The organism is Mycobacterium leprae TN, from assembly GCF_000195855.1.
GTDB lineage: Bacteria > Actinomycetota > Actinomycetes > Mycobacteriales > Mycobacteriaceae > Mycobacterium > Mycobacterium leprae.
Genome location: NC_002677.1, coordinates 654,041 through 678,679, shown reverse-complemented (window position 1 = coordinate 678,679; position 24,639 = coordinate 654,041). Strand labels below are relative to the sequence as shown.

General features: G+C 60.2%; 21 protein-coding genes and 2 pseudogenes. 6 read left to right on the top strand and 17 right to left on the bottom strand.

Features of this window, described 5'->3' with window-relative positions; all coding sequences use genetic code 11:
- Positions 1-124: 124 nt before the first annotated feature.
- From ML_RS02785 to ML_RS02770, 4 genes are all read right to left on the bottom strand, one after another.
- Positions 125-595 (bottom strand): PH domain-containing protein, encoded by a 471-nt coding sequence (locus ML_RS02785; protein WP_010907799.1) that lies wholly within the window; start codon positions 593-595, stop codon positions 125-127.
- On the bottom strand, positions 592-1,074 hold the full coding sequence (gene ribH, locus ML_RS02780) for a 6,7-dimethyl-8-ribityllumazine synthase (protein WP_010907798.1): 483 nt from the start codon (positions 1,072-1,074) through the stop codon (positions 592-594). The genes ML_RS02785 and ribH overlap by 4 nt, the downstream gene beginning before the upstream one ends.
- The gene (locus ML_RS02775; protein WP_041323693.1) at positions 1,071-2,348 is read right to left on the bottom strand and encodes a bifunctional 3,4-dihydroxy-2-butanone-4-phosphate synthase/GTP cyclohydrolase II; all 1,278 of its coding nucleotides are present in this window, start codon (positions 2,346-2,348) and stop codon (positions 1,071-1,073) included. Before ML_RS02775 ends, ribH begins: the two co-directional genes overlap by 4 nt.
- Before the next feature lie 156 nt (positions 2,349-2,504).
- Positions 2,505-3,128 (bottom strand): riboflavin synthase, encoded by a 624-nt coding sequence (locus ML_RS02770; RefSeq protein WP_010907796.1) that lies wholly within the window; start codon positions 3,126-3,128, stop codon positions 2,505-2,507.
- Positions 3,129-3,284: 156 nt separating this feature from the next.
- Here ML_RS02770 and ML_RS02765 point away from each other — a divergent pair, with 156 nt between their 5' ends.
- Together ML_RS02765 and ML_RS02760 are read left to right on the top strand one after the other, a co-directional pair.
- Entirely contained in the window at positions 3,285-4,001 is a 717-nt protein-coding gene (locus tag ML_RS02765) for an LppX_LprAFG lipoprotein (protein ID WP_010907795.1), read from the top strand.
- The gene (locus tag ML_RS02760) at positions 4,001-5,530 is read left to right on the top strand and encodes an MFS transporter (RefSeq protein ID WP_010907794.1); all 1,530 of its coding nucleotides are present in this window, start codon (positions 4,001-4,003) and stop codon (positions 5,528-5,530) included. The genes ML_RS02765 and ML_RS02760 overlap by 1 nt, the downstream gene beginning before the upstream one ends.
- 43 nt (positions 5,531-5,573) lie before the next feature.
- Here the strand turns inward: ML_RS02760 and ribD are convergent, their stop codons facing one another.
- From ribD to fmt, 4 genes and pseudogenes are all read right to left on the bottom strand, one after another.
- Positions 5,574-6,593 (bottom strand): bifunctional diaminohydroxyphosphoribosylaminopyrimidine deaminase/5-amino-6-(5-phosphoribosylamino)uracil reductase RibD, encoded by a 1,020-nt coding sequence (gene ribD, locus ML_RS02755; protein WP_010907793.1) that lies wholly within the window; start codon positions 6,591-6,593, stop codon positions 5,574-5,576.
- Positions 6,590-7,288, bottom strand: a complete 699-nt coding sequence (gene rpe, locus ML_RS02750; protein WP_162618309.1) for a ribulose-phosphate 3-epimerase — start codon at positions 7,286-7,288, stop codon at positions 6,590-6,592. Before rpe ends, ribD begins: the two co-directional genes overlap by 4 nt.
- Positions 7,289-7,311: 23 nt before the next feature.
- A pseudogene (locus ML_RS02745) lies at positions 7,312-8,631 on the bottom strand (RsmB/NOP family class I SAM-dependent RNA methyltransferase).
- A gap of 89 nt (positions 8,632-8,720) precedes the next feature.
- A complete protein-coding gene (fmt, locus tag ML_RS02740) occupies positions 8,721-9,671 on the bottom strand; it encodes a methionyl-tRNA formyltransferase (protein ID WP_041323689.1) in 951 nt (316 codons plus the stop codon).
- A gap of 186 nt (positions 9,672-9,857) precedes the next feature.
- Between fmt and ML_RS02735 the strand changes: the two genes are divergently transcribed.
- Entirely contained in the window at positions 9,858-10,682 is an 825-nt protein-coding gene (locus ML_RS02735; protein WP_010907790.1) for a class I SAM-dependent methyltransferase, read from the top strand.
- 181 nt (positions 10,683-10,863) lie between these two features.
- On the opposite strand, the gene ML_RS02730 is transcribed toward ML_RS02735, so the two are convergent.
- Positions 10,864-11,349, bottom strand: a complete 486-nt coding sequence (locus ML_RS02730; RefSeq protein ID WP_010907789.1) for a MarR family transcriptional regulator — start codon at positions 11,347-11,349, stop codon at positions 10,864-10,866.
- Positions 11,350-12,464: 1,115 nt separating this feature from the next.
- The gene (locus tag ML_RS02725; RefSeq protein WP_010907788.1) at positions 12,465-14,420 is read right to left on the bottom strand and encodes a primosomal protein N'; all 1,956 of its coding nucleotides are present in this window, start codon (positions 14,418-14,420) and stop codon (positions 12,465-12,467) included.
- A 738-nt stretch (positions 14,421-15,158) separates the two neighbouring features.
- Between ML_RS02725 and ML_RS18565 the strand changes: the two are divergent.
- From ML_RS18565 to ML_RS15080, 3 genes and pseudogenes are all read left to right on the top strand, one after another.
- Positions 15,159-16,149 (top strand): annotated as a pseudogene (locus ML_RS18565) (alpha/beta hydrolase fold domain-containing protein).
- A 338-nt stretch (positions 16,150-16,487) separates the two neighbouring features.
- A complete protein-coding gene (locus tag ML_RS15085; RefSeq protein WP_231846694.1) occupies positions 16,488-16,790 on the top strand; it encodes an alpha/beta hydrolase fold domain-containing protein in 303 nt (100 codons plus the stop codon).
- An 805-nt stretch (positions 16,791-17,595) separates the two neighbouring features.
- Positions 17,596-17,733, top strand: a complete 138-nt coding sequence (locus ML_RS15080) for a hypothetical protein (protein WP_231846693.1) — start codon at positions 17,596-17,598, stop codon at positions 17,731-17,733.
- A gap of 14 nt (positions 17,734-17,747) precedes the next feature.
- Here the strand turns inward: ML_RS15080 and metK are convergent, their stop codons facing one another.
- The 7 genes from metK to ML_RS02675 all read right to left on the bottom strand — a co-directional run bounded on the left by metK (position 17,748) and on the right by ML_RS02675 (position 24,551).
- Positions 17,748-18,959: a methionine adenosyltransferase gene (metK, locus tag ML_RS02705; protein WP_010907787.1), complete on the bottom strand. Its 1,212-nt coding sequence runs from the start codon at positions 18,957-18,959 to the stop codon at positions 17,748-17,750.
- A 128-nt stretch (positions 18,960-19,087) separates the two neighbouring features.
- Complete coding sequence (gene coaBC / locus ML_RS02700) at positions 19,088-20,347, bottom strand: bifunctional phosphopantothenoylcysteine decarboxylase/phosphopantothenate--cysteine ligase CoaBC (protein WP_010907786.1); 1,260 nt, start codon at positions 20,345-20,347, stop codon at positions 19,088-19,090.
- 20 nt (positions 20,348-20,367) lie between these two features.
- Positions 20,368-20,700 (bottom strand): DNA-directed RNA polymerase subunit omega, encoded by a 333-nt coding sequence (gene rpoZ, locus ML_RS02695; RefSeq protein ID WP_010907785.1) that lies wholly within the window; start codon positions 20,698-20,700, stop codon positions 20,368-20,370.
- A gap of 81 nt (positions 20,701-20,781) precedes the next feature.
- On the bottom strand, positions 20,782-21,408 hold the full coding sequence (gene gmk, locus ML_RS02690; RefSeq protein WP_162618226.1) for a guanylate kinase: 627 nt from the start codon (positions 21,406-21,408) through the stop codon (positions 20,782-20,784).
- Positions 21,409-21,467: 59 nt separating this feature from the next.
- The gene (mihF, locus tag ML_RS02685; RefSeq protein WP_010907783.1) at positions 21,468-21,785 is read right to left on the bottom strand and encodes an integration host factor, actinobacterial type; all 318 of its coding nucleotides are present in this window, start codon (positions 21,783-21,785) and stop codon (positions 21,468-21,470) included.
- Between the two features lie 844 nt (positions 21,786-22,629).
- A complete protein-coding gene (locus ML_RS02680) occupies positions 22,630-24,246 on the bottom strand; it encodes a PPE family protein (protein WP_010907782.1) in 1,617 nt (538 codons plus the stop codon).
- On the bottom strand, positions 24,243-24,551 hold the full coding sequence (locus tag ML_RS02675) for a PE family protein (protein ID WP_010907781.1): 309 nt from the start codon (positions 24,549-24,551) through the stop codon (positions 24,243-24,245). The genes ML_RS02680 and ML_RS02675 overlap by 4 nt, the downstream gene beginning before the upstream one ends.
- Positions 24,552-24,639: the final 88 nt, after the last annotated feature.

Here is a 24,639-nt window from a genome sequence, read left to right as displayed (position 1 = left end):
AGCAGGAACCGAGACTATATCGACAATATGGCCGTTCAGCTGGATACATCATCGATGCTGGTTGAGCCCGTTCATTGGGCAGAGTATGACGGTCGCTAACCAGATGTTTCAGTGTGCCGTTTTGTCAAGGACCATAAGGTCCGGCCCGATATCGGGCCAGCAGTGCACGCACAGCGTCCATGGCTTCCACGGCACGCTCTTTATCGACAGCCTGAATCGCCATCAACGGGATGTACTCATCGTCGGGCAGGTCGATTCGCGCCCAATGACTTCCTAACGGAAATGACACGTCAACCACATGCGACCACGGAATTATCCTATAAAACATGATATTACGCACCAACAATCCTGCGGCACCGACCCTAAGGCGCGGCCGCGTGAGCAACAGCACGGCGCTCGCGATAACCAGCCCCAACGCACCGATCGCTACCTGATCGGCGGTCCGGAAGACCACTCCACTGGACTTGATTCTGAGCAGTAAGCCCACTGTAATATGCGCTGCCGCGATCAGAAACGCTGCAGCGTAGGCAAATAACGGCGTCCAGTAGGGACGCAATTCCACATCCCAATCGTCCCGATCCAACTGTGCGGTCATATCCGAGAACGCAAGTTAAGCAGGGTCAATGCGGTGGTCAGCGCAGCAGCTGCCGCCTGGGCCCCCTTGTCTTCGGCCGACGTCGGAAGCCCAGCCCGATCCAGCGCCTGTTTCTCGGTATTGGTGGTCAGCACACCGTTGCCAACCGGCGTCGAGGTATCTAGCGCTATGCGCGTCAAGCCTTGCGTTACGGAATTGCAAACATAATCGAAATGTGGTGTATCGCCACGGATCACGACACCCAGGGCAACAACTGCATCGTGGTGGCGAGCGAGCTCCTGCACCACTACCGGAATTTCGATGGCACCGAGCACACGGACTACTGTCGGGCCATCGATACCCGAGTCGGCAGCAACTTTGCGCGCGCCCGCCAACAGCGCATCGCAAATTCTGCTGTGCCAGGTGCTTGCGACAATACCTAGCCGCAGACCGGAAGCGTCGATCCCCGGAACCTCCGGAATACCGGCTCCACCACTCATAAAGCACCGCCGAATTCACCTGGAAAATAGTTTGATTCATGAAAATCATCCAACCCGCCCAGGTCGTGACCCATCTTGTCACGCTTGGTCATCAAGTAACGGATGTTATCCGCGTTGGCCCGCACCGGAAGCGGCACCCGCTCGATGATCTGCAGTCCGTACCCGTCCAGCCCAACCCGCTTGGCGGGATTGTTGGTTAACAGTCGCATCGAGCGCACTCCGAGATCGACGAGTATCTGCGCACCAATTCCGTAATCCCTTGCATCAGAAGGGAATCCAAGCTTGATGTTAGCGTCCACGGTGTCCGCGCCAGCATCCTGTAGCTGGTATGCTTGCAGTTTATGCATCAGCCCGATACCTCGACCTTCATGGCCGCGCATGTATAACACCACACCGCGTCCTTCTCGCGCCACCATAGCCATAGCGGCATCGAGTTGGGTCCCACAATCGCAACGCCGTGAGCCGAACACATCACCCGTCAAACACTCGGAGTGCACCCGGACCAATATGTCATCGCCGTCACCGCTTGATCCGGCAATTTCGCCGCGGACCAGTGCCACATGCTTAACGTCGTCGTAAATACTAGTATAGCCAATAGCACGAAACTCTCCATGACGGGTTGGGATCCGCGCTTCAGCAACCCGCTCGATGTGCTTCTCATGCTTGCGCCGCCATGCGATCAGATCGGCAATGGTGATCAGCGCCAGATCGTGCTCATCAGCGAAGACCCGCAACTCGTCGGTCTGTGCCATCGAGCCTTCGTCCTTCTGACTGACGATCTCGCAGATCGCTCCTGCGGGCTGCAATCCTGCCAGCCGGGCCAAGTCGACGGCGGCCTCTGTGTGACCCGGCCGGCGCAACACACCGCCGTCCTTGGCACGCAACGGAACCACATGGCCGGGGCGGGTGAAATCGTCAGCGACACTAGCCGGGTCAGCTAATAATCGCATTGTGGTAGCCCGATCAGAAGCCGAAATCCCGGTTCCTACACCGTTTCTCGCATCGACAGTGACCGTGTAGGCAGTCCCATGTTTGTCTTGATTCACCGCAAACATCGGCAAAAGTCCCAACCGGTCGCAGATCGCACCATCCAGTGGCGCGCACAAGTATCCCGAGGTATAGCGGACCATAAAGGCCACCATCTCCAGCGTTGCCTTTTCGGCGGCGAAGATCAGGTCGCCTTCGTTCTCGCGGTCCTCATCGTCGATGACGACAACGGCTTTACCAGCCGCAATGTCGGCAACTGCCCGCTCGACGGAGTCCAACCTCGTCATCTTTGCCACCTTGCTATCAAAAGGGCCCACACAAGCAGCCCACACGCTGCATTCAGTATGAACCACCGTGCTGCCACGGTCATTGCCACAGCTTTTCAAGGCAGATTAAGTGGCATGAGCCGCACAGTTGCGCGGCTCATGCCACTGCAGGAAAGGCTATCGAGTCAAATCCCCGGTAGGAACGCTCTGGAGTAGCCGCTCAACATATTTGGCGATGACGTCCACTTCAAGGTTCACCTGCGTTCCCAACGGAGTACGGCCAAGGGTGGTCAGCTCTCGGGTCGTTGGGATCAAAGAAACCTCCAACCAGTCCCGAGGTTCAGCACCGAGCCCGGAGACCGTCAGCGAAATCCCGTCGACGGTGATCGAGCCCTTTTCAACGAAATAGCGAGCCACCGCCGGGGGCACCTCTATCCGCACCACCTCCCAGTGGTCTGAGAGGGTGCGAGCCACCACCTCGCCGGTGCCGTCCACATGCCCCTGCACGATATGCCCGCCGAGCCGGCTGTTAATAGCCACAGCGCGCTCCAGGTTGACCCGATTGCCGACTCGTAGCTCACCCAAGTTGGAGCGATGGAGCGTTTCTGCCATCACATCAGCACTGAATTGGCCGTCGGGCAGCACCTCCACCACTGTAAGGCACACGCCGTTAACCGCGATCGAATCGCCATGGCCAGCGTCGGCGGTGACCGTGCGACCGCGAATGATTAGGCGCGCCGCATCGGCATGGGCGTCCCGACCGACCACCTCTCCGAGTTCCTCAACAATTCCGGTGAACATGGGACAAGACTAGTTTGGCCGTCCGCTCGACCCCTGTCAGGCACGGCAAACGCCGTTGTCAAGCAGCGTCGCCGCTCCGTGTTCACCCCCTTAACACTCTAATAACACTCCCCGTGCTTTCCGAATCGGTCACTGTCACCCTCTACGATGCAGGGTATGCAAGCCCCTAAACATCATCGCCGGCTCTTCGCCGTCCTCGCCACACTGAATACCGCCACCGCCGTGATCGCCGGCTGCTCATCAGGCTCCAACCTGAGCAGCGGACCACTGCCCGACGCGACGACTTGGGTCAAACAGGCCACTGACATCACCAAGAACGTCACGAGCGCACACCTGGTATTGTCAGTGAATGGCAAAATCACCGGACTGCCCGTAAAGACGCTGACGGGTGACTTAACCACGCACCCGAACACCGTCGCGTCGGGAAACGCCACGATCACACTTGACGGGGCCGATCTCAATGCCAACTTCGTAGTTGTCGACGGAGAGCTATATGCTACCCTGACGCCGAGCAAATGGAGTGATTTCGGTAAGGCCTCCGACATTTACGATGTCGCGTCCATCCTCAATCCGGACGCCGGTCTAGCCAACGTGCTGGCGAATTTTACCGGCGCCAAGACCGAGGGCCGCGACAGCATCAACGGTCAGAGCGCCGTACGCATCAGTGGAAACGTCTCCGCAGATGCCGTTAACAAGATCGCGCCGCCGTTCAACGCCACGCAGCCCATGCCGGCCACCGTCTGGATTCAAGAAACAGGTGATCACCAGCTAGCGCAGATCAGGATAGACAATAAGAGTTCGGGCAATTCCGTCCAGATGACACTGTCGAATTGGGATGAGCCGGTACAGGTAACCAAGCCCCAGGTGAGCTGATGAGCACGCGGGCGGGACGCCGAGTTGCGATCAGCGCCGGCAGCCTCGCAGTACTGCTGGGGGCTCTGGACACCTATGTCGTGGTCACCATCATGCGCGACATCATGCACGACGTTGGCATCCCGGTAAACCAGATGCAGCGGATCACCTGGATCGTCACGATGTATCTGCTGGGCTACATCGCCGCAATGCCGCTGCTGAGCCGAGCTTCCGACCGATTTGGCCGCAAGTTGCTGTTGCAGGTCAGCTTGGCCGGATTCGCCATCGGGTCAGTGATGACCGCACTAGCCGGACAATTTGGCGACTTTCATATGCTGATCGCAGGCCGCACCATCCAGGGGGTCGCCAGCGGCGCGCTGCTACCGATCACCCTTGCACTGGGCGCCGACCTGTGGGCGCAGCGCAACCGCGCTGGCGTGCTCGGTGGCATTGGCGCCGCGCAGGAGCTCGGCAGTGTGCTGGGTCCGCTGTACGGCATCTTCATCGTTTGGCTATTCAGCGATTGGCGATACGTGTTCTGGATCAACATCCCGCTGACCGCGATCGCCATGCTGATGATCCAAGTCAGCCTGTCAGCGCACGACCGCGGTGACGAGCTGGAAAAGGTCGACGTGGTCGGCGGTGTGCTGTTGGCCATCGCGCTGGGCCTGGTGGTCATCGGACTATACAATCCCCAACCCGACAGCAAACAGGTGCTGCCGAGCTATGGGGTGCCCGTACTGGTCGGGGGGATCGTCGCCACGGTGGCATTCGCGGTCTGGGAGCGCTGCGCACGCACCCGGCTGATCGACCCTGCCGGTGTGCACATCCGACCGTTCCTGTCCGCACTGGGCGCATCGGTCGCTGCGGGCGCGGCGCTAATGGTGACACTGGTCAATGTGGAGCTGTTCGGCCAGGGCGTGTTGGGAATGGACCAAACCCAAGCAGCCGGGCTGCTGGTGTGGTTTCTGATCGCGCTGCCGATCGGGGCGGTGTTGGGCGGGTGGGGCGCCACCAAGGCTGGTGACCGCACGATGACCTTCGTCGGGCTGCTCATCACTGCGGGCGGCTATTGGCTGATCTCACATTGGCCAGTCGACTTGTTGAACTACCGGCGCAGCATCTTCGGGCTGTTCAGTGTGCCCACGATGTACGCCGACCTGTTGGTGGCCGGCCTGGGACTTGGCCTGGTGATCGGTCCACTGTCTTCGGCTACCCTGCGAGTTGTCCCGACGGCGCAGCACGGCATCGCCTCAGCGGCAGTGGTGGTCGCCAGGATGACCGGCATGTTGATCGGAGTAGCCGCACTGACCGCCTGGGGGTTGTACCGGTTCAACCAGATCCTTGCGGGGTTGTCTACGGCGGTCCCGCCCGATGCCACCCTGATTGAACGCGCGGCTGCGGTAGCCGACCAGGCCAAACGTGCATACACGATGATGTACAGCGACATATTCATGATCACCGCCATCGTGTGTGTCATCGGAGCACTGCTGGGTCTGCTGATCAGCAGCCGCAAAGAACACGCGAGCGAGCCAAAAGTCCCCGAGTAGCGGACCACAAAAGACCCAATGCCAACACCGTAACGGCTACGCGCTAACGCGTCACCAGACTAATCACTAAATCCGAGCCAGCCCGGTCGATGCCGTCGAACTGCCAACGTAGCGCCCGCGCAATGTTGGGAACCCCCACGTCGTCGACTGCAGTGACGGGGCCGCCCAGCAAGATCGGCGCGACGTAGGCCAGGATCCGGTTGATCGTCCCAGCCCGCAGAAAGGCTCCGGCCAGGGTAGGCCCCCCCTCCAGCAGCACGTCTGTCCGATCTGCAAGCGCCTTGAGGACCTCCATGGGATCGTGGGTACGAATCACCATAGTAGGTGAATCGTCGTTGAGAACGTTCGCTTCTAGCGGTATTTCCCGCATGCCCACCACCACCCGCAACGGTTGCCGGTCAGCCAGCGCACCATTGGCTAGGCGGGCCGTCAGGGTCGGGTTATCGGCCAGGACGGTGCCGGTGCCAACCACAATGGCGTCAGCTGTGGCGCGGCGACGATGTAGGTCTGCGCGCGAGGCTTCGCTAGAGAGCCACCGACTCGAGCCATCGGCAGCAGCGCTACGACCATCTATGCTGCTGGCATACTTCCACGTCACGTGAGGCAGCCCGGTCCGCTGTTTGTGCAGCCACTCCCGCAGCGGTCCGGCGGTCACCAGATCGGCCAATACCCCAGACTGCACATGCACGCCGGCTGCCGTCAACCGAGCCGCACCGCCACCAGCGCTTGCGTTCGGATCGGCGATGGCATATGCTACCTTATCCACTTTGGCCTCCAGCAGCGCGTTCACGCATGGCGGAGTCTTGCCGTAGTGGTTGCACGGCTCAAGGGTGACCACTGCAATGGCACCGGCCGCTGTAACGCCGGCGCTGCGCAGCGCCACCACTTCAGCATGGTCGCCGCCGGCCGGCTCGGTGGCGCCCACGCCAACAACCCGCCCATCGGGATCCACAATAACCGCACCCACCGGTGGATTCGGATAGGTGGCGCCCTTGACCAGGTAAGACTGTTCAACAGCCAGCCGCATGGCGGCATCGAGGCTGTCGACCGTTTGAACGTTCACCGGCGTAGATGCGGCGACACGGCACCAGCCCGTCGCCGTAAAGCAGCTACCGCGGCACTGGGGTCGGCTGCGCCATAGACGGCCGATCCAGCGACGAAACAGTCCACACCGGCTTCGGCAGCTTGCTCAATAGTGTCCGCATTGATGCCGCCATCGATCTCGACCAGGATCGTCAACTCACCCGCATCAACCATCTTGCGTACTGTACGCACCTTACTCAGCACTTCGGGGATAAATGCCTGGCCTCCGAAGCCAGGTTCCACCGACATGATGAGCAGGGTGTCGAAGTGCGGCAGGATGTCCAAGTAGGGATTCAGCGGTGTCCCAGGCTTAACTCCGATCCCCGCTTTAGCGCCAGCGGTCCGGATGTCGTGGGCTACTCCTACCGGATTGTCGGTAGCCTCAGCGTGAAAGGTGACGTTATAGGCGCCGGCTTCGGCGTACGGCGGTGCCCACCTGTCTGGGTTGTCGATCATTAGATGACAATCCATCGGGATGTCGCTGGCAGCTAGCAGACTCTGCACCACCGGCAGTCCGATAGTCAGGTTTGGCACGAAGTGGCCGTCCATCACATCGACATGCAACCAATCAGCGCTGGCCACAACGGCGGCTTCGTCGGTGAGCCGGGCGAAATCAGCGGCCAGGATCGACGGGGCGATCAGGGGTCCCATGTTGTTGCCAGGCATGAGCCGCAGACTACTGAACCCCGCTACGCGGATCACAGCAGGCGGCACAGTACAGCTGCGAACATGGCGTCAGTGCCGTGCCGGTGCGGCCAAAGCTGCACATACGGACCAGCTCCCAGACCCTCGACGATCAGCTCAAACAACTATCGAGTGTCCAACACGCACAACAGATTACGATGCAACGCGTTGGCTACCACTCCTACCATCTCGGCCAGGTGAGGCGAACACGTCGAATAAAGCAGCACGCCATCCGGTCGAGTCAGCGCTATCGCAGCGTTCAAAAACTCGCACTGCAACTTTGCTAACGCTGGCACGTAACTGGGCTGATGGCGCCAGCGTGCCTCGGGCCTACGGCGCAATGCGCCTAATCCGATGCAGAGCACATCGATGAGCACCCGGTCAAGCCCGGGTCGAGGCCGGACTGGCGCCCGTCGACACGCAACACGTTTACCGGCAACCCGCGGGTGTTGTCCACCACCAGATCAGCGCGGCGCCGGCTTGACCGCGGTGACCCGAGCACCGCAGTCGTCACCCAGCGCGGTCTTGCCACCCGGCCCGGCACACAAATCCAGCCATAGGCCAATGTCACCGTCGACCGGTACCACGGTTAGTGCGCGGGCTACCAACTGACTTCCCTCATCCTGGACCAGGGCTGCACCGTCGCACGCCGACGCCAACTGTTCGGGGTCGCCACCAGATAAGTACACCGTATACGGCGAGTACCGCCCGACGGTGCCGTGCACCATGTCGGCTAGTTCTGCGGCGCTCAGCATTCCCAGGTGGGCCCCCAAGTGCACCTAGAGTCGTTCGTCGTCGCTGGCACGTATCGCATCGAGCTCTGTAGCCGCCGAGCCCAGAGCATCCGCGAAGGCCTGGGCAATCCAACTGGGATGGGCATGGACGAAGGCCGTGTACCCGATCGGATCGCTTGATGGGTCGGGAGCCAGCTAGTCCACTCAGGAGCGCTCGTCTCGCTTGGCGCGAGTACACAACACGATTTTGACGAAAACCGCTCGCGACAAGTCAAATTCGATTCGTTCCTGTTCGACTGTGGTGGACATTGCGGCGTATGCCTCAACGCGGGTGCGCAGCAACTGGTAGGCACCCAGTCGGAATAGGTCGAGTAACACTGGATTAATCGCTTGCAGCGAAAGTCCTTCTGCTACAACGATGACCGCGTCAAACCAACCTCGGGTTCGGCACGCACCGCAAGCCAACTCGGTGGCGAACGCCGCGTCACAGCCGCTAGTACCACATTGCCACAGCAGTGCGGACAGCGCAAAGTTCGCATACGTATAGCGCTCACTGACCACTCGAAGTACCTCGAACGCAACGTCACGCGCCAGGACCAGAGGTCGGCTGCGGGGTCACCGTCCTAGGTTTTGCTGCCGGATTAGTTTACAATCTAGCTAAATTCGGTGTGATTTGTCCTGAACCGAAGTCATGATGCCCGCGCTGCGGGATCCAGTCGGGCGCCATGCGCCCAGTCTACAGCGTTCATGAATTTCTTTCCCTGCGGTTGCACTTTGCTCAACCGCACCGGATCTGAGCCAGTGCCGATCCAGACGCTTTTGTGGTCTACATGAATACCACCGGGCAGCAAGGGCTTTAACAACCTCGGCACCTCAACAGCGCCAGAATCAAAGCGCACCGGTCCAAGTTTGACCCGTAACTTACCGACAAGTGTCCATGCACCCGGATTGGGCGTGACCGCCCGAATACGACGCTCAACAACCGGTGCCGGAAGATCCCAACACACCCGGGCCTGCTCAACAGTTATTTTCGGCGCGAAGCTGACCCCGTCGACAGGTTGCTGTCGCGGCGTCAATATAGCGTCGGCGATGCCGTCCAGTGTGCTCGACAGCAGTGTAGCCCCGGAAACCGCCAGTCGCTCAAGCAGATCGCCGGCGGTGTCAGTCGGCTGGATCGTCTCGGTGACCACTCCGTAAACCGGTCCAGAATCCAAGCTCGGCTCGATCTGGAACGTTGTCGCTCCGGTGATCGTGTCCCCGGCGGCGATCGCCGCTTGCACCGGCGCCGCGCCACGCCAAGCCGGCAGCAGCGAGAAGTGCAAGTTAACCCAGCCCCGCGGGGGCACTGCGAGCAACGGACTGCCCAGCAGTGCGCCGTAGGCCACCACCACACAACACTCGGGGGCCCACTCCGATAGTTCACTAACGAACACGGGCGAGTTCGGCCGCGCTGGCCGCAGCAACGGAATGCCACGGTCAAGCGCCTCGCGGGCCACAGGAGACGGCTCTGGCTTGCCTCGCCGACCAGATGCGGCGTCGGGCCGGGTCAACACCGCAATCACGTCATGACGGGGCGAGTCGATAAGACGACACAGCGCGGGCAGCGCAGATTCAGGGGTACCGGCAAACACGAGACGCACCAGCACAGTCTAAAAACGGTCTCCAAGTCCTTGCTATCCCGCAACCTGTGCACATGTGAAGTAAGCCACATAAGCGATATACGTACATATACAGATGTTATATACATTTATCATATGTTATGGACATTTACCATTGCTAGTGCTTATTATTTCTAGCGAGCACGATTGCACTTGGGAGGAGACCGAATGAACCTCTACACCCCCATCCACGAGGATCAGTCGCTTGCGGCTATTCATCGGGCGATGTGGGCACTGGGCGACTACGCCCTGATGGCCGAAGAGGTGATGGCCCCACTCGGACCAATCCTGGTCACCGCCACGGGCATTCGACCGGGCATGCAAGTACTCGACGTCGCTGCCGGCTCTGGCAACATCTCGCTTCCCGCTGCCAAGACGGGCGCCACCATTGTCTCCACCGACCTGACGCCGGAGCTGTTGCAGCGTTCCCAAGCCAGGGCCACTGAGCTCGGATTGACGCTCGAATACCGAGAAGCCGATGCACAAGCCCTGCCGTTTGGTGACGGAGAGTTCGATGTCGTGATGTCAGCAATCGGCGTGATGTTCGCGCCAGACCATCGACGCGCTGCCAGCGAGCTAGTTCGAGTTTGCCGACCCAACGGGACAATCGGTGTGATCAGCTGGACACAAGAGGGATTCTTCGGCCGAATGCTGGCTACCATCAGGCCATACCGGCCAAGCCTCTCTGCAGCTTTACCCCCGGCGGCACTATGGGGACGCGAGGCCTACATCCGAGGGCTACTAGACGACACCGTCACCAACGTCAAAACAGAACGCAGACAGCTCGAGGTAAAGCGGTTCAACTCCGCCGAGGGCGTCCACAATTACTTCAAGAACCATTACGGCCCGACGATCGAGGCCTACACAAACATCGGCGACAACTCAGTACTCGCCGCTGAACTCGATGCGCAACTCACCGAACTCGCACAAAAATACCTAACCAACAGCACTATGGGTTGGGAATATCTATTGCTCACCGCGCAAAAACACTGAAGACCGGCCGCCTCGAGCTCGGCCCCCCCCTCCCCCAATGCCGAGCTCGAGGCGCTGCCACAAGGAAGAAAGAATTAGCCACGCGCTATTAACAGCTAACAGCAGAGCCGTGGCCCCACCTACATTACATCTCATTATCATGATTTATATTGAGATTATAATTACATCTCATTATCATGATTTATATTGAGATTATATCGAGACGTACGTCTGGCTCACCGCCAGCAGTGCTGAATGCAGTCAGGGCTCGCACCAGTCCAAGACGTTCGGAGGGCGGCATTTTTTCTACGATTCGAGCGATCTCGACACGCCGCTGTGCGGTGACCCGCCTAACGACCTCCCGTCCACGCTTGGTCAACGCTACGAGCAGTTCCCGCCGAGAGGTCGGATGCGGCAAGCGATCGATTAGCCTGGCGGCGACCAAGCGATCGACCATACGGCCGGTAGCCGACGGTTGCACACCCAACAAACCAGCCAAGGTTGCCAAGTTGACCGGACCCCGATTGGACAAGATCACCAGTGTTCGAAACTGCGGAAAGGTAATGGTCTCGTCGACTTGGCCGATTGAGTGAGCTGAGACAGCAACCAACAACCGGGACGCTGTCAGCAAGGCATCGGTGATGTCATCCAACGACTCATCAGCTACAGTCGCATCGTCCGTTACCATCGTGCCCCCATGTCCAAAGCCTTCTCAGGCCGCCAACGTCATTGTTGCACTACACGGACTAAACGCATAAAAACTGTAACAGCCTTACAGCGTGGCAACTATAAAAGACTATTGCACGCACACACTATTGCTGCGGAACATGATCTAGGTTGCTAGTAGAAAATTCCTGCCCTCGACGGCGAGGTCGGATCGGAGTTGAAGTCCCTCGTTGTGTCATGTTGCATTCTCCAAGAAATCCGATGGTTTTCGCTGCAACCAGTGGACCCGAGCAGTACGCTCCTTATCCCAACGACCACGCATCAGGCACTGTGGACCCTGGGTTACTCACGCGTCCATAACCGACGAGGTCCTGGCGACACTTCGAGGGGACCAACGTCGCCCAACGTACAACCTTGTTGTTCTGCCACCGGCATGCGTTCCAGCTATCGCGTGCTTGACGTAGGCGCCGGCTGGTGCAAGGTCTCACTCCCCTGCCGCTATAGCCGGTGCCCATGTCGTTACCAGCGATCTGACACCCGGGTTGCTGCCGCCTTGATGAAGGCGGCAGCAACGAGTCTTGAGCTCGACTGGCGGGACGCCAACGCCGAAGCTCTGCCGTTCGGCGTTGGGGAATTTGACGCATTACTCTCAGCAACCGGAGTGCTGTTCGCCCCACCTCATCAACACGCTACTGATTGCACTAGCCCGGGTGTGTCGTCGCGGTACGATCGGATTGATCAGCTGAACACCCGAAGGAGTTCTACTGTCGATTGTTTTCCACCATCAGATTGACACTGTACCGACCGGCTTTCACGCCGGATGAGCCCCCGGAGGTGTGGTGAGGAAGCGAGGATTATGCGAACGACTTCGACTTGCTGCGCAACCACGTCAATGATATTCGCACACAACACGAATGCTTGACAGTGGAACGGTTCTGCTCCCCCAAAACATACCGTGACTACTTCGAGACCGTATACGGCCCGATGATCGATTGCCTAACTCAACATCGCCGACGGCCTCAAACGCATAGCGGCACTCGATGCCAAACTCGCCGAGCTCAGCCGGCAACGTCTGAAGTAGGGGAGCAATAAGTTAGAGTGACAATACTTGATTTTCGTCGCCCGCAAGCTGTGAGGCTATCCGATGTGCAGCGGGTCAATCTGCACACGGACCAGTTGATGAGTTTGCCGCACGCTCAGCACGCCGATGCCACGCCGCAGACTCGCTGCCAGTTGCCAGCCCTGCTCACGAGGCACCCGTACCAACAGCCTGCTGATCGGTGCGCCGAGGGGGGTGCCTGCTGGGCGGCGCACACCCTGCGGCAGGTCCACCGGGCCGAGCAAATCGGCTTCATCGGGCAACCGGGCCTCCTGCAACAACTCGTTAACTGCGCCGGTGGTACCATCGACTGCCGCGATGTGCACGCTAGGTGGCAAGCCAACTTCGGTTCTAGCCGCCAGTTCAGCCTCCGCGTGACTGGCCGGATCCCAGCGCATCAAGGACTGCACTGTCGGAATAGATGCTTCAGCGACTACCATCACCACCCCCCCATCACCCCGCGCACGCACTAATGCGGCCGCGGTCATCCAACGCCACAGGGCTTCCTCGGCCGCTCGCAGATCTTGCCGGCCTAGCAATGCCCAGGTATCCAGCAGCAGCGCTGCCCCGTACCCACCTGGAGCACGCGGTTCAGCCCCGGGGGTGGCGACCACCAGAGCCGGTCGGGCACCGACTTCCGGCACGATGGTGTCGCCCACCGAGGTGATGACCGGCATACCGGCGAACGCACGGCCGAGCTCTTCGGCCGTGCGGCGAGCCCCAACCACCACCGCGCGCACCACCTCCGACCCGCAGCGCGCGCAACGTAACGTCAGATCGGCTCGGCCGCACCAGCAACAGACGGTACCGGGGGTGGCACGGTCTAGCAGCGAAAGCGGACCCGTGCAGTGTCGACAACGGGCTAATGTACGGCAACGCCCGCAGGCCAACGATGGCACATACCCACGCCGCGGCACCTGCACCAGCACCGGTGCTCCAGCCGCAAGCGCCGAGCGGGCCGCGCGCAGTGCAATCGACGGAAGTCGCGCAGTGCGGGCTGCCGGGTCACTTTCCTCGGCGTATCCGCTGTCGTCGAGAGCCACTACCCGCGGAGCACGAGCACGAACCACAGAACGTGCGGCAACCACATCGTGGGCCCATCCGCTGCGCACCAACGCGTGGGCTTCTGCCGTCCGGGTGTAGCCGCCGATCAATGCTGCGCAGCGTGCCTGATACGCGCGCAACATAGCCACTTCACGGGCATGCGGATAGGGTGCCCGCGGCTCGGCCAACATGTCGTCGGCATCAGACCAGACCATGACCAAACCCAGGTCGTTGACCGGCGCGAACACCGCACTGCGGGTGCCGATCACTAGCCGCGCGCTGCCGCGCAACACCTTCAGCCAACGCTGATACCGCACTGCCTGACCCAGGCCCGCTGAGAGAGCCACCACACTACGTTCGTCGACCCGAGTCGTCACGGCCCGCCACAGTACATCCAAATCCCGTTGATCAGGCACGATCGCCAATGCCGCCCGTCCGGCGCGGATGGCTTGCGCGGCAGCCTCGGCAAATCGGTCCGCCCATTGCTCGCCGGGTAGCGCTTGCCAGACGGCGCGGGCGGCGCGCGACTCGGCCAGCGCAGTCAGGAACTGCCCGCCACGACCGTAAACCTCCCAGCCCGACGGGTCGACCGGCCCCGGAATCAACGGGAGCGGTGACACGGGGATCGCAAGGGTTTCTCGCTCCACTCTGGCATGCCGAGTTGGCACCGCCAACCGCAACACATCCGGTCTAGTCCCAGCATAGCGAGCCACTACCGCGTCGACCAGCCGACGTACTTCTGCGGTGAGTACCGGTTGAGCGGATACTACACGATCCAGCCAGCCCAATTTGCCGAAGTGCTCTGTGTCATTACGGCGCTCCAGCACAAACCCGTCGACCAGCCGACCATGGAACCGCACCCGCACCCGCACCCCCGGTTGAGCATCGTCAGACTGCTCGGCGGATACCAGGTAATCAAACTCGCGATCCAGATGCGGCACCGACAGCATCGGCAACACTCGCGCGATGGGCTCCACCGCAACGGGCGTGCGGGCACCACTGGCCCGGATCACGTCGAGCCAACCGACCAGCCACAACGGTTGTCTCGATATCCAAATCTTCGCCGAAATATATTTCTATACAACAACTTTCCTATAATTTCGCAACCTACGATACTGCAGCCGGCATTCTGACGGACAACCTTGTACACGGTAGCCGCAACCACTGAACCCCTAAAATTCAGCGGACTCGGGTGCGTTATTCGGCTACTCTCGACCGAAGAAAACCTAGCTATGATCAAGATCACGTCCGTGGCATACGACCACCAGATAAACATCGCCACCACCTCGTTGCCCAGGATGAACCGGACGACGGCAATCGTCGCGCCCGACTCCGCGAAACAACACCGGCCTCACCGCGGTCCAGATCGTCGGCAGCTACGCCAGTAGCTCAGTGCAGATCATTTGAGCATAAAACGACAATGTAGACCGTCACCGGAATCGTCAGTTTGTTAGCCGCCCAGGTAAGACCAGAACCAGGTCAGCAGAGCCACCGGAGGGTAAACACACCAGGATAACGCAGGTCACACAAGTCCAGGACGGCGCCAGCAGCAGCACTAATACAGCCAGGAATAGACGTGCGCCAACAGGAATGTAGCCAGATGATTCTGTCAAACACGAGATCGCCAACAAGCAGTCGCCGGCCGCCGACAACAGTAACTCGGAATACCCCAACGCCGCTCGCGGAGGATGGGGTATTCCGCCGCAACGACCGAACCCATCTTACCGAAGGTACTCGATGAGGTTACGTTCCGGCTATCCGCCAGCGATGGGATCGAGGTAGTCCGGCAACGGTTGCGTAACCTGCTGCGCCGAACTGCCCACCCCGAACTGCACGTCGAGAATCGGGCCTTCCCGACCCAAAAGACCCTATCGGCATCCGGATCTATTGGCCACCATCCATCCTGTGCGCAACATGGGAAATTACCGGCACCCCATCATGCTGTATTTCCACGGCGGAGGCTTCGTCATAGGCACAACCTCGATACCCATGATGGATCCTACCGCCTGCACGTCGTGAGCGCCGACGCGACCATGGTATCCGTCTAGGTACCAATTGGCACCCGCACCCCCCCCGCTGCCATCGAAGAAGCCTGGGCTGCAACGTTATGGGTAGCCCAAACACGAACCCGAGATTAGGTGGAAACAGAACTCAGAAGGCCGTCGCCGGGAACTCAGCGGGTGTAACCACCGCCGTGGTGATCACGCAACGCGCCCGCGACCATGCCCATCCCGGCACCCATAATGGCGGACCTCCGCTAGCGGGCGTCCCAGCTGTTGTGGTACTACTCCACGCTGTGGTACCTGTCCTGCCGTCGTTTCAAGAGAACGCCACTGCCCCGAATCTTGCTGTCGCAGCGATAGCTGCGTTCTACCGTTGGTAGACAGGAGAAATCAACTGATATCCAACCCGCAAGCCGGGGTGGGCCAAGAACCTACCCGATCTGCCAGTTTCCTATATCGGCATGGCCGGTTATGACCAGTTGGACGACAACGGGATACGGTACGGGATGTTGCTGACAGCCGCTGGAGTCCCGTCAAGATGCACAATGCCGGGACGGTGGTGCACGACTACACGGGTGTGATGCCCGCGGCCACCACCACGCTGGATCGTGAACTAGCCGCGCTGCGGGCAGCGTTGCACTCCTTAGAGCCCCCGGTACGTACGGTAGACCAATGACGGAGCCCACGGCCTCACGGCCCAGATATCGACCCGACGCTCAAGGCGCTGCTCGACGTATTCCCGCCGACCTTAAACGTCGCCGACGGCATCGAAGTCGCACGCGCGAAACTCAAGCAGTTCGAAGCACCTCCGGAGATGTTTCCCGACTTGCGGATCGGACCGTCGGATATAAGCGAACTCACCGACATCCCGGTTCGGATCTATTGGTCTCCCACTAGCATCATTTAACAGCTGGCCCATTGTCGTCTACTACCACGGCGGCCACTAGTCTATCGGGAGCCTGGACACCCACGACGCGATCAGCCGCAGGCACGCCGCCGACATGAACAGCCATCGTGTTGTTTGTCAGCTACCGACTGGCACCGGAGCATCCGTTACCGGCCAGAATTGAGGACAAGCGGGTAGTTGAGCATGTCGCCGAGCTAGGCGGTGCCCCACGCAGGATCGCTGTCGCTGGTGATTCCGCAGGTAGCAACATCTCAGCGAGCATGACACAGCTGGCCTGCGACAATCGTGATAGTGGCGGATCGAACGTAGTTTTCCAATTGTTGCGGTACCCGCCAACCACGGCTGACCTATCGCTACCCGTCTTTCACCCAGAATGCCGATGCAAGGATTCTGGCCCGCAACGTAATTGAATGCATTTCTGACCTGGTACGTTCCTGCCCTCGACATCCGCGACTACACAACACTTCCTGCCACCCAGCCCCAGCCAATGCCGCCGACCTATATTATTCGGTCTACTTCCTGCCTTCATCGACGTCACCGAACATGACCTCAATGCGATACGACGGAGCTCAGTACGCCTACCCCTCAACTCGGCCGGAGTGCCAACAAAGTGGCGCCACGAGCGACCATGTTGCACGGCTACATCAGCCTCGCTCCCTGGTTGCGCCCGACGCCGAGGCGATGAGCCGGGTCCTGAAGGCGCTGCATTCCTCGTCACAGTAGGCTGGCTTCTCTGGTTAGCCCATGATGTGTTGGAAGGAGATTCTCGGTGGTGAAGAAGTTTTCGCACCTTAACCCGCCGCTGCGAGAATTCATCGGCAAACAGGCCATGCCTTTCCTAACAACTACACCGCCCCAAGGAAACCGAATCAACCTCTCGCCCAAGAGATACCCTGATACAAGGATACAAGCGTGGTGCTAGACCACCATACCGTCAACTATTTTCGATCTGTTCGTTAGCGGAGCTGAAACCATCACCCACTTAAGTGACAATGGCTGTATCACCATTATGCTCTGCTCGTTACCCCGCAGCTCGCTAATCTTGTTACTATTAGGCACAGGCCGGGTCGTGTGGCGAGACAACTTTGAATTGGACAATCTGCAAACGCATTTCGGTTCCCCGCAGCAAGGTCTGCAGGGAACCATCGTCATTGACGTCGAGATAATCGCCTATGCATGCGGATGCTCTACGCAGTAGCTTAATACGAGCTGTCGATGAGCGGCCAACGCTCGTCGCGGCGTACAGCAAAGACCACCCATGAGAAGTTAGCTCACCTCGCCGAAGTCAACCGACTCAGCATCGACGGCCTGCCCGCGCTTGACCACGACCACCCCATGCCACCCGCCATGTGAACGATGCGGCGCCCCTAGATGGCGCGCTTGAGATCGTCGACTTTGTTGAGCTGCTCCCATGGCAGTTCGACGTCAGTGCGACCGAAGTGCCCATAGGCAGCGGTTTGCGCGTAAATTGGGCGCAGCAGATGCAGGTCGCGGATGATCGCGCCGGGACGCAGATCGAACACCTCGCCGATGGCTTTCTCGATTTTGGCCGGATCGACCGCCTCAGTGCCAAAGGTCTCGACGAACAAACCGACCGGGGCGGCTTTGCCGATGGCGTATGCCACCTGCACCTCGATTCGCTCCGCCAGCCCGGCAGCGACGATGTTCTTGGCCACCCAGCGCATCGCGTAGGCTGCCGACCGGTCCACCTTGGACGGATCCTTGCCAGAGAAGGCGCCGCCGCCGTGACGCGCCCAGCCACCGTAGGTGTCGACGATGATCTTGCGACCGGTGAGCCCGGCATCGCCCATCGGCCCACCTAGCACGAACTTGCCGGTCGGGTTTACCAGCACCCGCACCGACGATACATCCAAGGTGTCATGAGACAGATCGTCAATAACGGTGTTGAGCACCTTCTCCCGGATATCAGGAGCCAGCGTGGCATCCAGGTCGACACCAGCGGCGTGCTGAGTGGAGATGACCACAGTGTCCAAACGCACTGGGACATTGTCCTCGTAGGCGATAGTGACCTGGGTCTTGCCGTCGGAACGCAGGTAGGGCAGCACGCCGTTCTTGCGTACCTCGGTCAGCCTTCGCGCCAGTCGGTGGGCCAGTGCAATCGGTAGCGGCATCAGTTCCGGGGTGTCATTGATCGCGTAACCGAACATCAGGCCTTGGTCACCAGCACCCTGGGCGTCCAGCGGATCCGCCGCGCCCTCGACGCGTACTTCATGGGCGGTATTGACGCCTTGAGCAATGTCAGACGACTGAGCGCCGATGCCAATGTTAACTCCGCACGACGCCCCATCGAAGCCCTTGTCCGACGAGTCGTAGCCGATATCGAGAATACGTTCGCGGACCGTATTACTGATATCAGCGAACGCCGTCTTGGCCAACGTCGTCACTTCACCCACCACATGCACCTGCCCGGTGGTGACCAACGTCTCGACCGCGACACGTGAGCAAGGATCCTCCGCCAAAAGTGCGTCAAGGATCGAGTCGCTGATCGCATCACAGATCTTGTCGGGATGTCCCTCAGTCACCGACTCGCTAGTGAACAGCCGACCCTTCTCACTCACTATTGACTATTTCCTTTCCATAATTAGCTAAACGAATTTATATTCGCTGGCATCAGACTCAGTACATCCACTCGAAAAGGGATCACCCAACACTTGCACAGGAGCCTTACAGAACACGAGCCAGTCAGTCACCCGCCTCGCAGATCGGGAAGGCCATGCAGAAACGTGACAATCCCATCAACGATACGACTGGCCATGAGCATCTTGGAGCCGTGCTGTAGCGCCAACTCGGTACCGTCGGACGCCAGCAGCCAGCCGTCGTTGTTGTCCACCTCAAAGGCCCTGCCGTCACCCACAGCATTCACGACTAAAAGGTCACAGCCCTTGCGCCGCAGCTTAGCGCGAGCATGAAACAACACATCGCCGCTGGCATCCCCGGTTTCTGCGGCGAATCCCACAATGGCCCGCATGTTGGGCAACTGCCCATGCGTACGGGCCCGCACCGCGGCAGCCAACACGTCTTCGTTGTACACCAACTCGATCAGCGGCTCGTCCTGGTCATCGGGGCCTTTTTTGATCTTGGCGGTAGCAACTTGGGCGGGCCGGAAATCAGCCACGGCCGCTGCCATCACCAACACGTCAAAGTCGGGAGCGTGCTTGGAAACGGCGTCTCCGAGTTGCTGCGCCGAGCCAACATGCACCACATCGACCCCAGCAGGGTTGGTCAGCCCCGCGGTGTGCCCAGCGATCAACGTGACTTCGGCGCCGCGCTGAACAGCGACCCGCGCGACAGCATAGCCCTGCTTACCGGAGCTGCGGTTCCCAATGAAGCGCACCGGATCGATCGACTCGCGGGTACCACCGGAGGTCACCAGAAGTTTTCTGCCCGTTAGGTCATAGGGTAAAGCGTCGTGCCGCTCCAGCAGTAACTGGGCAAGGGTTGTGATCTCTTCCGCCTCGGGCAGGCGTCCCGCTCCGCTATCGGTACCGGTGAGGCGCCCGGACGCGGGTTCCAGAACAATCGCGCCGCGGCGACGCAACGTGGCCACGTTGTCGACGGTAGCCGGATGCAACCACATCTCGGTGTGCATCGCCGGCGCGAACATGATCGGACACCGTGCGGTGAGCAGGGTCGCGGTTAACAGATCGTCGGCTCGGCCGTGCACTGCGCGGGCCAATAGGTCGGCGGTGGCCGGCGCCACTACCACCAAGTCGGCCTGCTTGCCGAGGTACACATGCGACACTGCCGGAATATCGTCGAACACGTCGGTGTACACCGGTTGGCCGGAGAGTGCCTCGAAGGTGGCAGTTCCGACGAAGCGCAACGCCGACTCAGTTGGGATGACCCGCACCTCGTGACCGGCGTCAATGAGCTGACGAACCACGGTACACGCCTTATACGCGGCGATACCCCCGGAGACGCCGACAACGACCCGCTTGCAGTCCATCACCTCCGGCCCTGCCCTGTTTACTCGCCCTCGGTGTGCTCGAGCAGATCGGCGTGAATCTCGCGCATCGCGATGGACAACGGTTTCTCCTGCAGCCCAGGCTCCACCAGCGGACCAACGTATTCGAGGATGCCCTCGCCGAGCTGATTGTAGTGGTCGTTAATCTGGCGCGCCCGCTTGGCCGCGTAGATCACCAGGGCGTATTTGCTTGAGACACGGTCCAGCAACTCGTCGATAGGTGGGTTGGTGATGCCCAGAGGGGTGTCGTAAACGCCTTGCCCACCTGACGATGGATCAAACTGATCCACGGCAATGACAGCGCTCAAAGACGTGTTGGACTGCGGAATACTCACGTAAGACAATCTCCTGGCGGGATAGAACGGTGATGAATGCAGTTAAGGAATTCGGTGCTCGGGTCCGGTTGGCTGGATGGCTCATGCCGAGCCCGACACGGCTCCCACCAGCAAGGATACCAATTCGGCACACGCAGACTCCAATCGACGGTTGACCACAACTTCATCGAAGTCATCTTGTGCCGCCAATTCGATGCGCGCGGTCTCGAGCCGGCGCCGAATGGCCTCGGGTGTTTCGGTGCCCCGGCCAACCAGCCTGGCTTCCAAATCCTCCCAGCTGGGCGGCGCTAAAAACACGGCGATGGCCTCAGGCATCGCCTTCTTGACCGCCCTGGCTCCGGCCAGGTCAACCTCGATAAGCACCGGAAAACCGGCCGCAGCGGCGACCCGCACCGGCTCGGCCAGGGTGCCCGAACGGTGCATCCCGCCGTGGATTTCAGCCCATTCCAGCAATGCACCCTGGTCGATCAGCTGTTGGAATCGGGCGGGGCTGACGAAGTGATAATCGACACCGTCCATCTCATCTGGCCTAGGCTCTCGCGTCGTGGCCGACACACTGAAATGCAGGTTCGACACCCGTTCGCGCAGACACCTGACCACCGTTGACTTGCCGACCGCCGAGGGACCGGACAGCACAACCACACGTCCTTTATCCGTTTGCTCACTCCATGCCCAGTGCTCAGCATCCGGTGCCCCGCGCGCGCTCACTGGCACTCCTGCGCCGGTGCCTCCATAGATCAAGCAGCCTGCATCGTCGGCTGGGCTAGCTAAGCGGAGCCGAACTTTTCCAGTAGCGCTTTGCGCTGACGCTCGCCGAGGCCGCGCAGCCGGCGGGTCGGTGCGATGTCCAGCTCGGTCATGATTTCCTGCGCTTTGACCTTGCCCACCTTCGGCAATGCCTCCAGTAGCGCAGACACCTTCATCTTACCCAAGACTTCATCACTTTCCGCATCCTTTAGCACCTGTGTGAGGTTGGTGCCGCCGCGCTTGAGCCGATCCTTAAGCTCTGCTCGTGCTCGACGTGCGGCAGCAGCCTTCTCCAACGCGGCCGCGCGCTGCTCGTCGGTCAACTGGGGAAGGGCCACGATTCCTCCGTCTCTCAATCCATGGCAATCGATCGTTATTTGTCTCAGCCGGGGGTACTCCAGCCGGCGGAGACGACCGTACCCACGCCTCCTGACGAAATCTAACCCGACCCCCTACTTTCACTAACGTTTATCCAACATAAGCCCAGCTCAGTTCGTTCTCCTGACACCGCCTAGCTGTCCGCCAAGCATCGTTGAAAGCAACCGAATACGTCGGCGTGTTGGAGCAGACATGTTCCTCCCCTGCCCCCGGTCATTCCTTCTACCAGTTATTTTAGCTTGTGAGCCAGTCCCAAGCCCGACGGCACAGTGTCTACCTGTGGATGGCGGTGGCCGTCGGCCATGTGCCACGTGCGACGGATCACGCAGTTTAGTGTGACGTGTCGCGCGTGTCGCCTGGTTTGTCGGAACGGCCACTCGATTCGATGTCTTCGCTTCGGCATTTACGATTTACGGCACTGAACAAACAACCTTGCGCAGCAGTTTGCACGTGCACAGCTGCCTGGCACCGGCTTGGTAAACCGAGGCTCCAAATTGGAGCGCCAGACCGCTACCGGTGGCTACAACTGCACCCGCGGCACTTGCCAGATTTACCTCTGCGACATCCAGTTTTAAAATGTTAACCTTGGAGACCACCGCCACACACTGGACGTTGGCAGCCTGACACATTGTCGCCCATCTAGCAACAAAACGTCTGCGCCCACCAGTCGGAACCGCCTTGACAGCAAACCCAACTGCGGAGTTACCGGTTAAGCAATATAGGCATCAAGCGACCCGTCAAAAAATTTGCTTGCGAACTCAGCTTCAGGGCTTCGCTGCGCTTCGCAGTCCCCTTGACGTCGTATCACCGTCCCTCGTCGCTTGACTCCCTGGCCGGGGCCCAGGTACCCGGTACCATCGGCATCGTTGGGCCGCCACCGAAATCATCACCAGCCAGCGTAGTCAACCCGGCCACTTCGACAACGGCCTCCTTGCTTACCGTTCCAGCAAACCCGAAGGATCCCGCGCCACAATCGGACACCCGGGAACCTGTCTGGTCAACTGGCGACGGAATTGCCGCGTCGAAACCCGTGTTCATCGTAATGACCTCTTCACGATAGCCACGTTCTTTCGCCGCCGAGCGCCGCCGCCAAGCCCTCGCCTGCTCACGCGCCGAGGCCTGGGCAGCCGCCTCAGCCACAGCGGAATCGGAGACCGACTCCGAGACCTTGTTGGCGTAAGCCGACTGTCGTCCGGAGCCGAACCCAACGCCTGGACCGCGACCGTCGACGAGGTAAGGAGAAAAACCCCCGAAACCAGTACCCGGCGGCGCCGGGGCGGCCGCGGCGGCGCTGGCCGCCGACGCTGGTGGGGCGGCTGAGGAGGGCGACGCACCTGGAGCAACGACTGCCGGGGCCACCCCGGCACCCGCCAACATAGCGGGCACAGTCGCGATGGGTGCCGACTCCGGTACAACGGTGGGTATCGCAGCAGACGGACCGGCACTCAGGCCAGATGATAGCCCCGCCAAGCCGGTTACCGCTCCCAGGTTGGCGATGGTACCACCGAGAGCAACCAACAGCAACTGCGGATACTCGGCCAGCCAGGTACCAAGTTGGACTATGTGCGTCGGCAAATCCAACACAACGATGTAAAGGAGGAACTGAAAAGCCGCTGTCGGATTGATAAACAACAGTTCCCAAAACTGTTCACCATCCTGAAAAAACTCAAGGCCTCGAGCAAGCCACCAGATCGGCTGACCCGGGTAGACATAGTCGTCGTAGTCCAGTCCGTTCAAGGTGCCATTGAGAGGGTCCCAAACTAGGCGGCCTCCGCTGACGTTACGCAGGATGTCTGCAAACACCCTATCCATCGCGCTGGCGTGACCGCCATGGCTGTGACCGTCATGACGAGAGTCCTTCTCAACGTCATCGACTAGCACATTGGATTTCAGGATCAGCGGCGGGGGAGTGGCCTGCGGCGTCGCGGCTAATGCCGACTGAGAGATTGCCGAATAGGTCGCCATCGTAGTGGCGGCCCGAACCCACATCTGCACATACTCTTCCTCGTTGAGCGCAATGGGGATAGTGTTGACACCAAAGAAATTGGTCGCCATCAACACCCCACGCACGACTCGGTTGGCGGCCAGCTCGAATTGTGTCGGCATGGCCTCTACTGCGGCGGCGTAAGCCGCGGCCACGACCTCTTGTTGAGTGGCCACGTCCATGTAGTCGGCGGCGGCTTTCATCAGCCATGCCAGAAATGGCATACACGAGCCCACAAACATCTCGACGGCTTGCCCCTGCCACCCCCCGGACCGCACTTCCCTTAGCAATGCCTCGACCTCTGATGCAACCCAGCGGTACTCGGCGCTGAGCCATAAGTTGTACGAGGCGGAGTTCAACATGGGTCCGACCCCTGCACCGAAGTTCAGCATCGCCGACTGTACCTCGGGGGGGAAAGCCATCCATGGGTTCGTCATAGCCCACCGCCAAGGTACGATGCTACCGCGAACGCATCCCGAAGCGCATAACTAACACCCGATTCGGCCACTCCGACGCCCCAGCGGCCAAGCTCCTCCGCCCCGTGAGCAGTCATCGCCACATACTGGCAACCGTGAACGTTGAAACCAACCTGATTCTGCACCGACACCGAGCCAGACCCAGGTGGGATAACCTCCATGATAAAGGGAGCCGCTTCGGCATGCACGGTAGCCAGATGGGCGGTCAACGCTTCGATAACAGCACTGGCACCTTCCAGGCCTTCGGGAATGACTCCCAACGTCATAACAAAGACTCCATACTGTTAGAGATGCACGGGGGGATTCGACAGGCATTCCACGCCACTAAAAATTGAATATGAATATCGTTGTTAA

Bases quoted from the DNA above. Each gene is read 5' to 3' on its own strand.
- ML_RS02735 (WP_010907790.1), top strand. From the start codon at position 9,858: ATGAACCTCTACACCCCCATCCACGAGGATCAGTCGCTTGCGGCTATT.
- ribH (WP_010907798.1), bottom strand. From the start codon at position 1,074: ATGAGTGGTGGAGCCGGTATTCCGGAGGTTCCGGGGATCGACGCTTCC.
- coaBC (WP_010907786.1), bottom strand. From the start codon at position 20,347: ATGGACTGCAAGCGGGTCGTTGTCGGCGTCTCCGGGGGTATCGCCGCG.
- ML_RS02770 (WP_010907796.1), bottom strand. From the start codon at position 3,128: ATGTTCACCGGAATTGTTGAGGAACTCGGAGAGGTGGTCGGTCGGGAC.
- ML_RS02760 (WP_010907794.1), top strand. From the start codon at position 4,001: ATGAGCACGCGGGCGGGACGCCGAGTTGCGATCAGCGCCGGCAGCCTC.
- ML_RS02725 (WP_010907788.1), bottom strand. From the start codon at position 14,420: ATGCTGTCGGTGCCGCATCTGGATCGCGAGTTTGATTACCTGGTATCC.
- ML_RS02765 (WP_010907795.1), top strand. From the start codon at position 3,285: ATGCAAGCCCCTAAACATCATCGCCGGCTCTTCGCCGTCCTCGCCACA.
- ML_RS02775 (WP_041323693.1), bottom strand. From the start codon at position 2,348: ATGACGAGGTTGGACTCCGTCGAGCGGGCAGTTGCCGACATTGCGGCT.
- ML_RS02675 (WP_010907781.1), bottom strand. From the start codon at position 24,551: ATGACGTTGGGAGTCATTCCCGAAGGCCTGGAAGGTGCCAGTGCTGTT.
- ML_RS15080 (WP_231846693.1), top strand. From the start codon at position 17,596: ATGAGCGGCCAACGCTCGTCGCGGCGTACAGCAAAGACCACCCATGAG.
- ML_RS02680 (WP_010907782.1), bottom strand. From the start codon at position 24,246: ATGACGAACCCATGGATGGCTTTCCCCCCCGAGGTACAGTCGGCGATG.
- ML_RS02785 (WP_010907799.1), bottom strand. From the start codon at position 595: ATGACCGCACAGTTGGATCGGGACGATTGGGATGTGGAATTGCGTCCC.
- ML_RS02730 (WP_010907789.1), bottom strand. From the start codon at position 11,349: ATGGTAACGGACGATGCGACTGTAGCTGATGAGTCGTTGGATGACATC.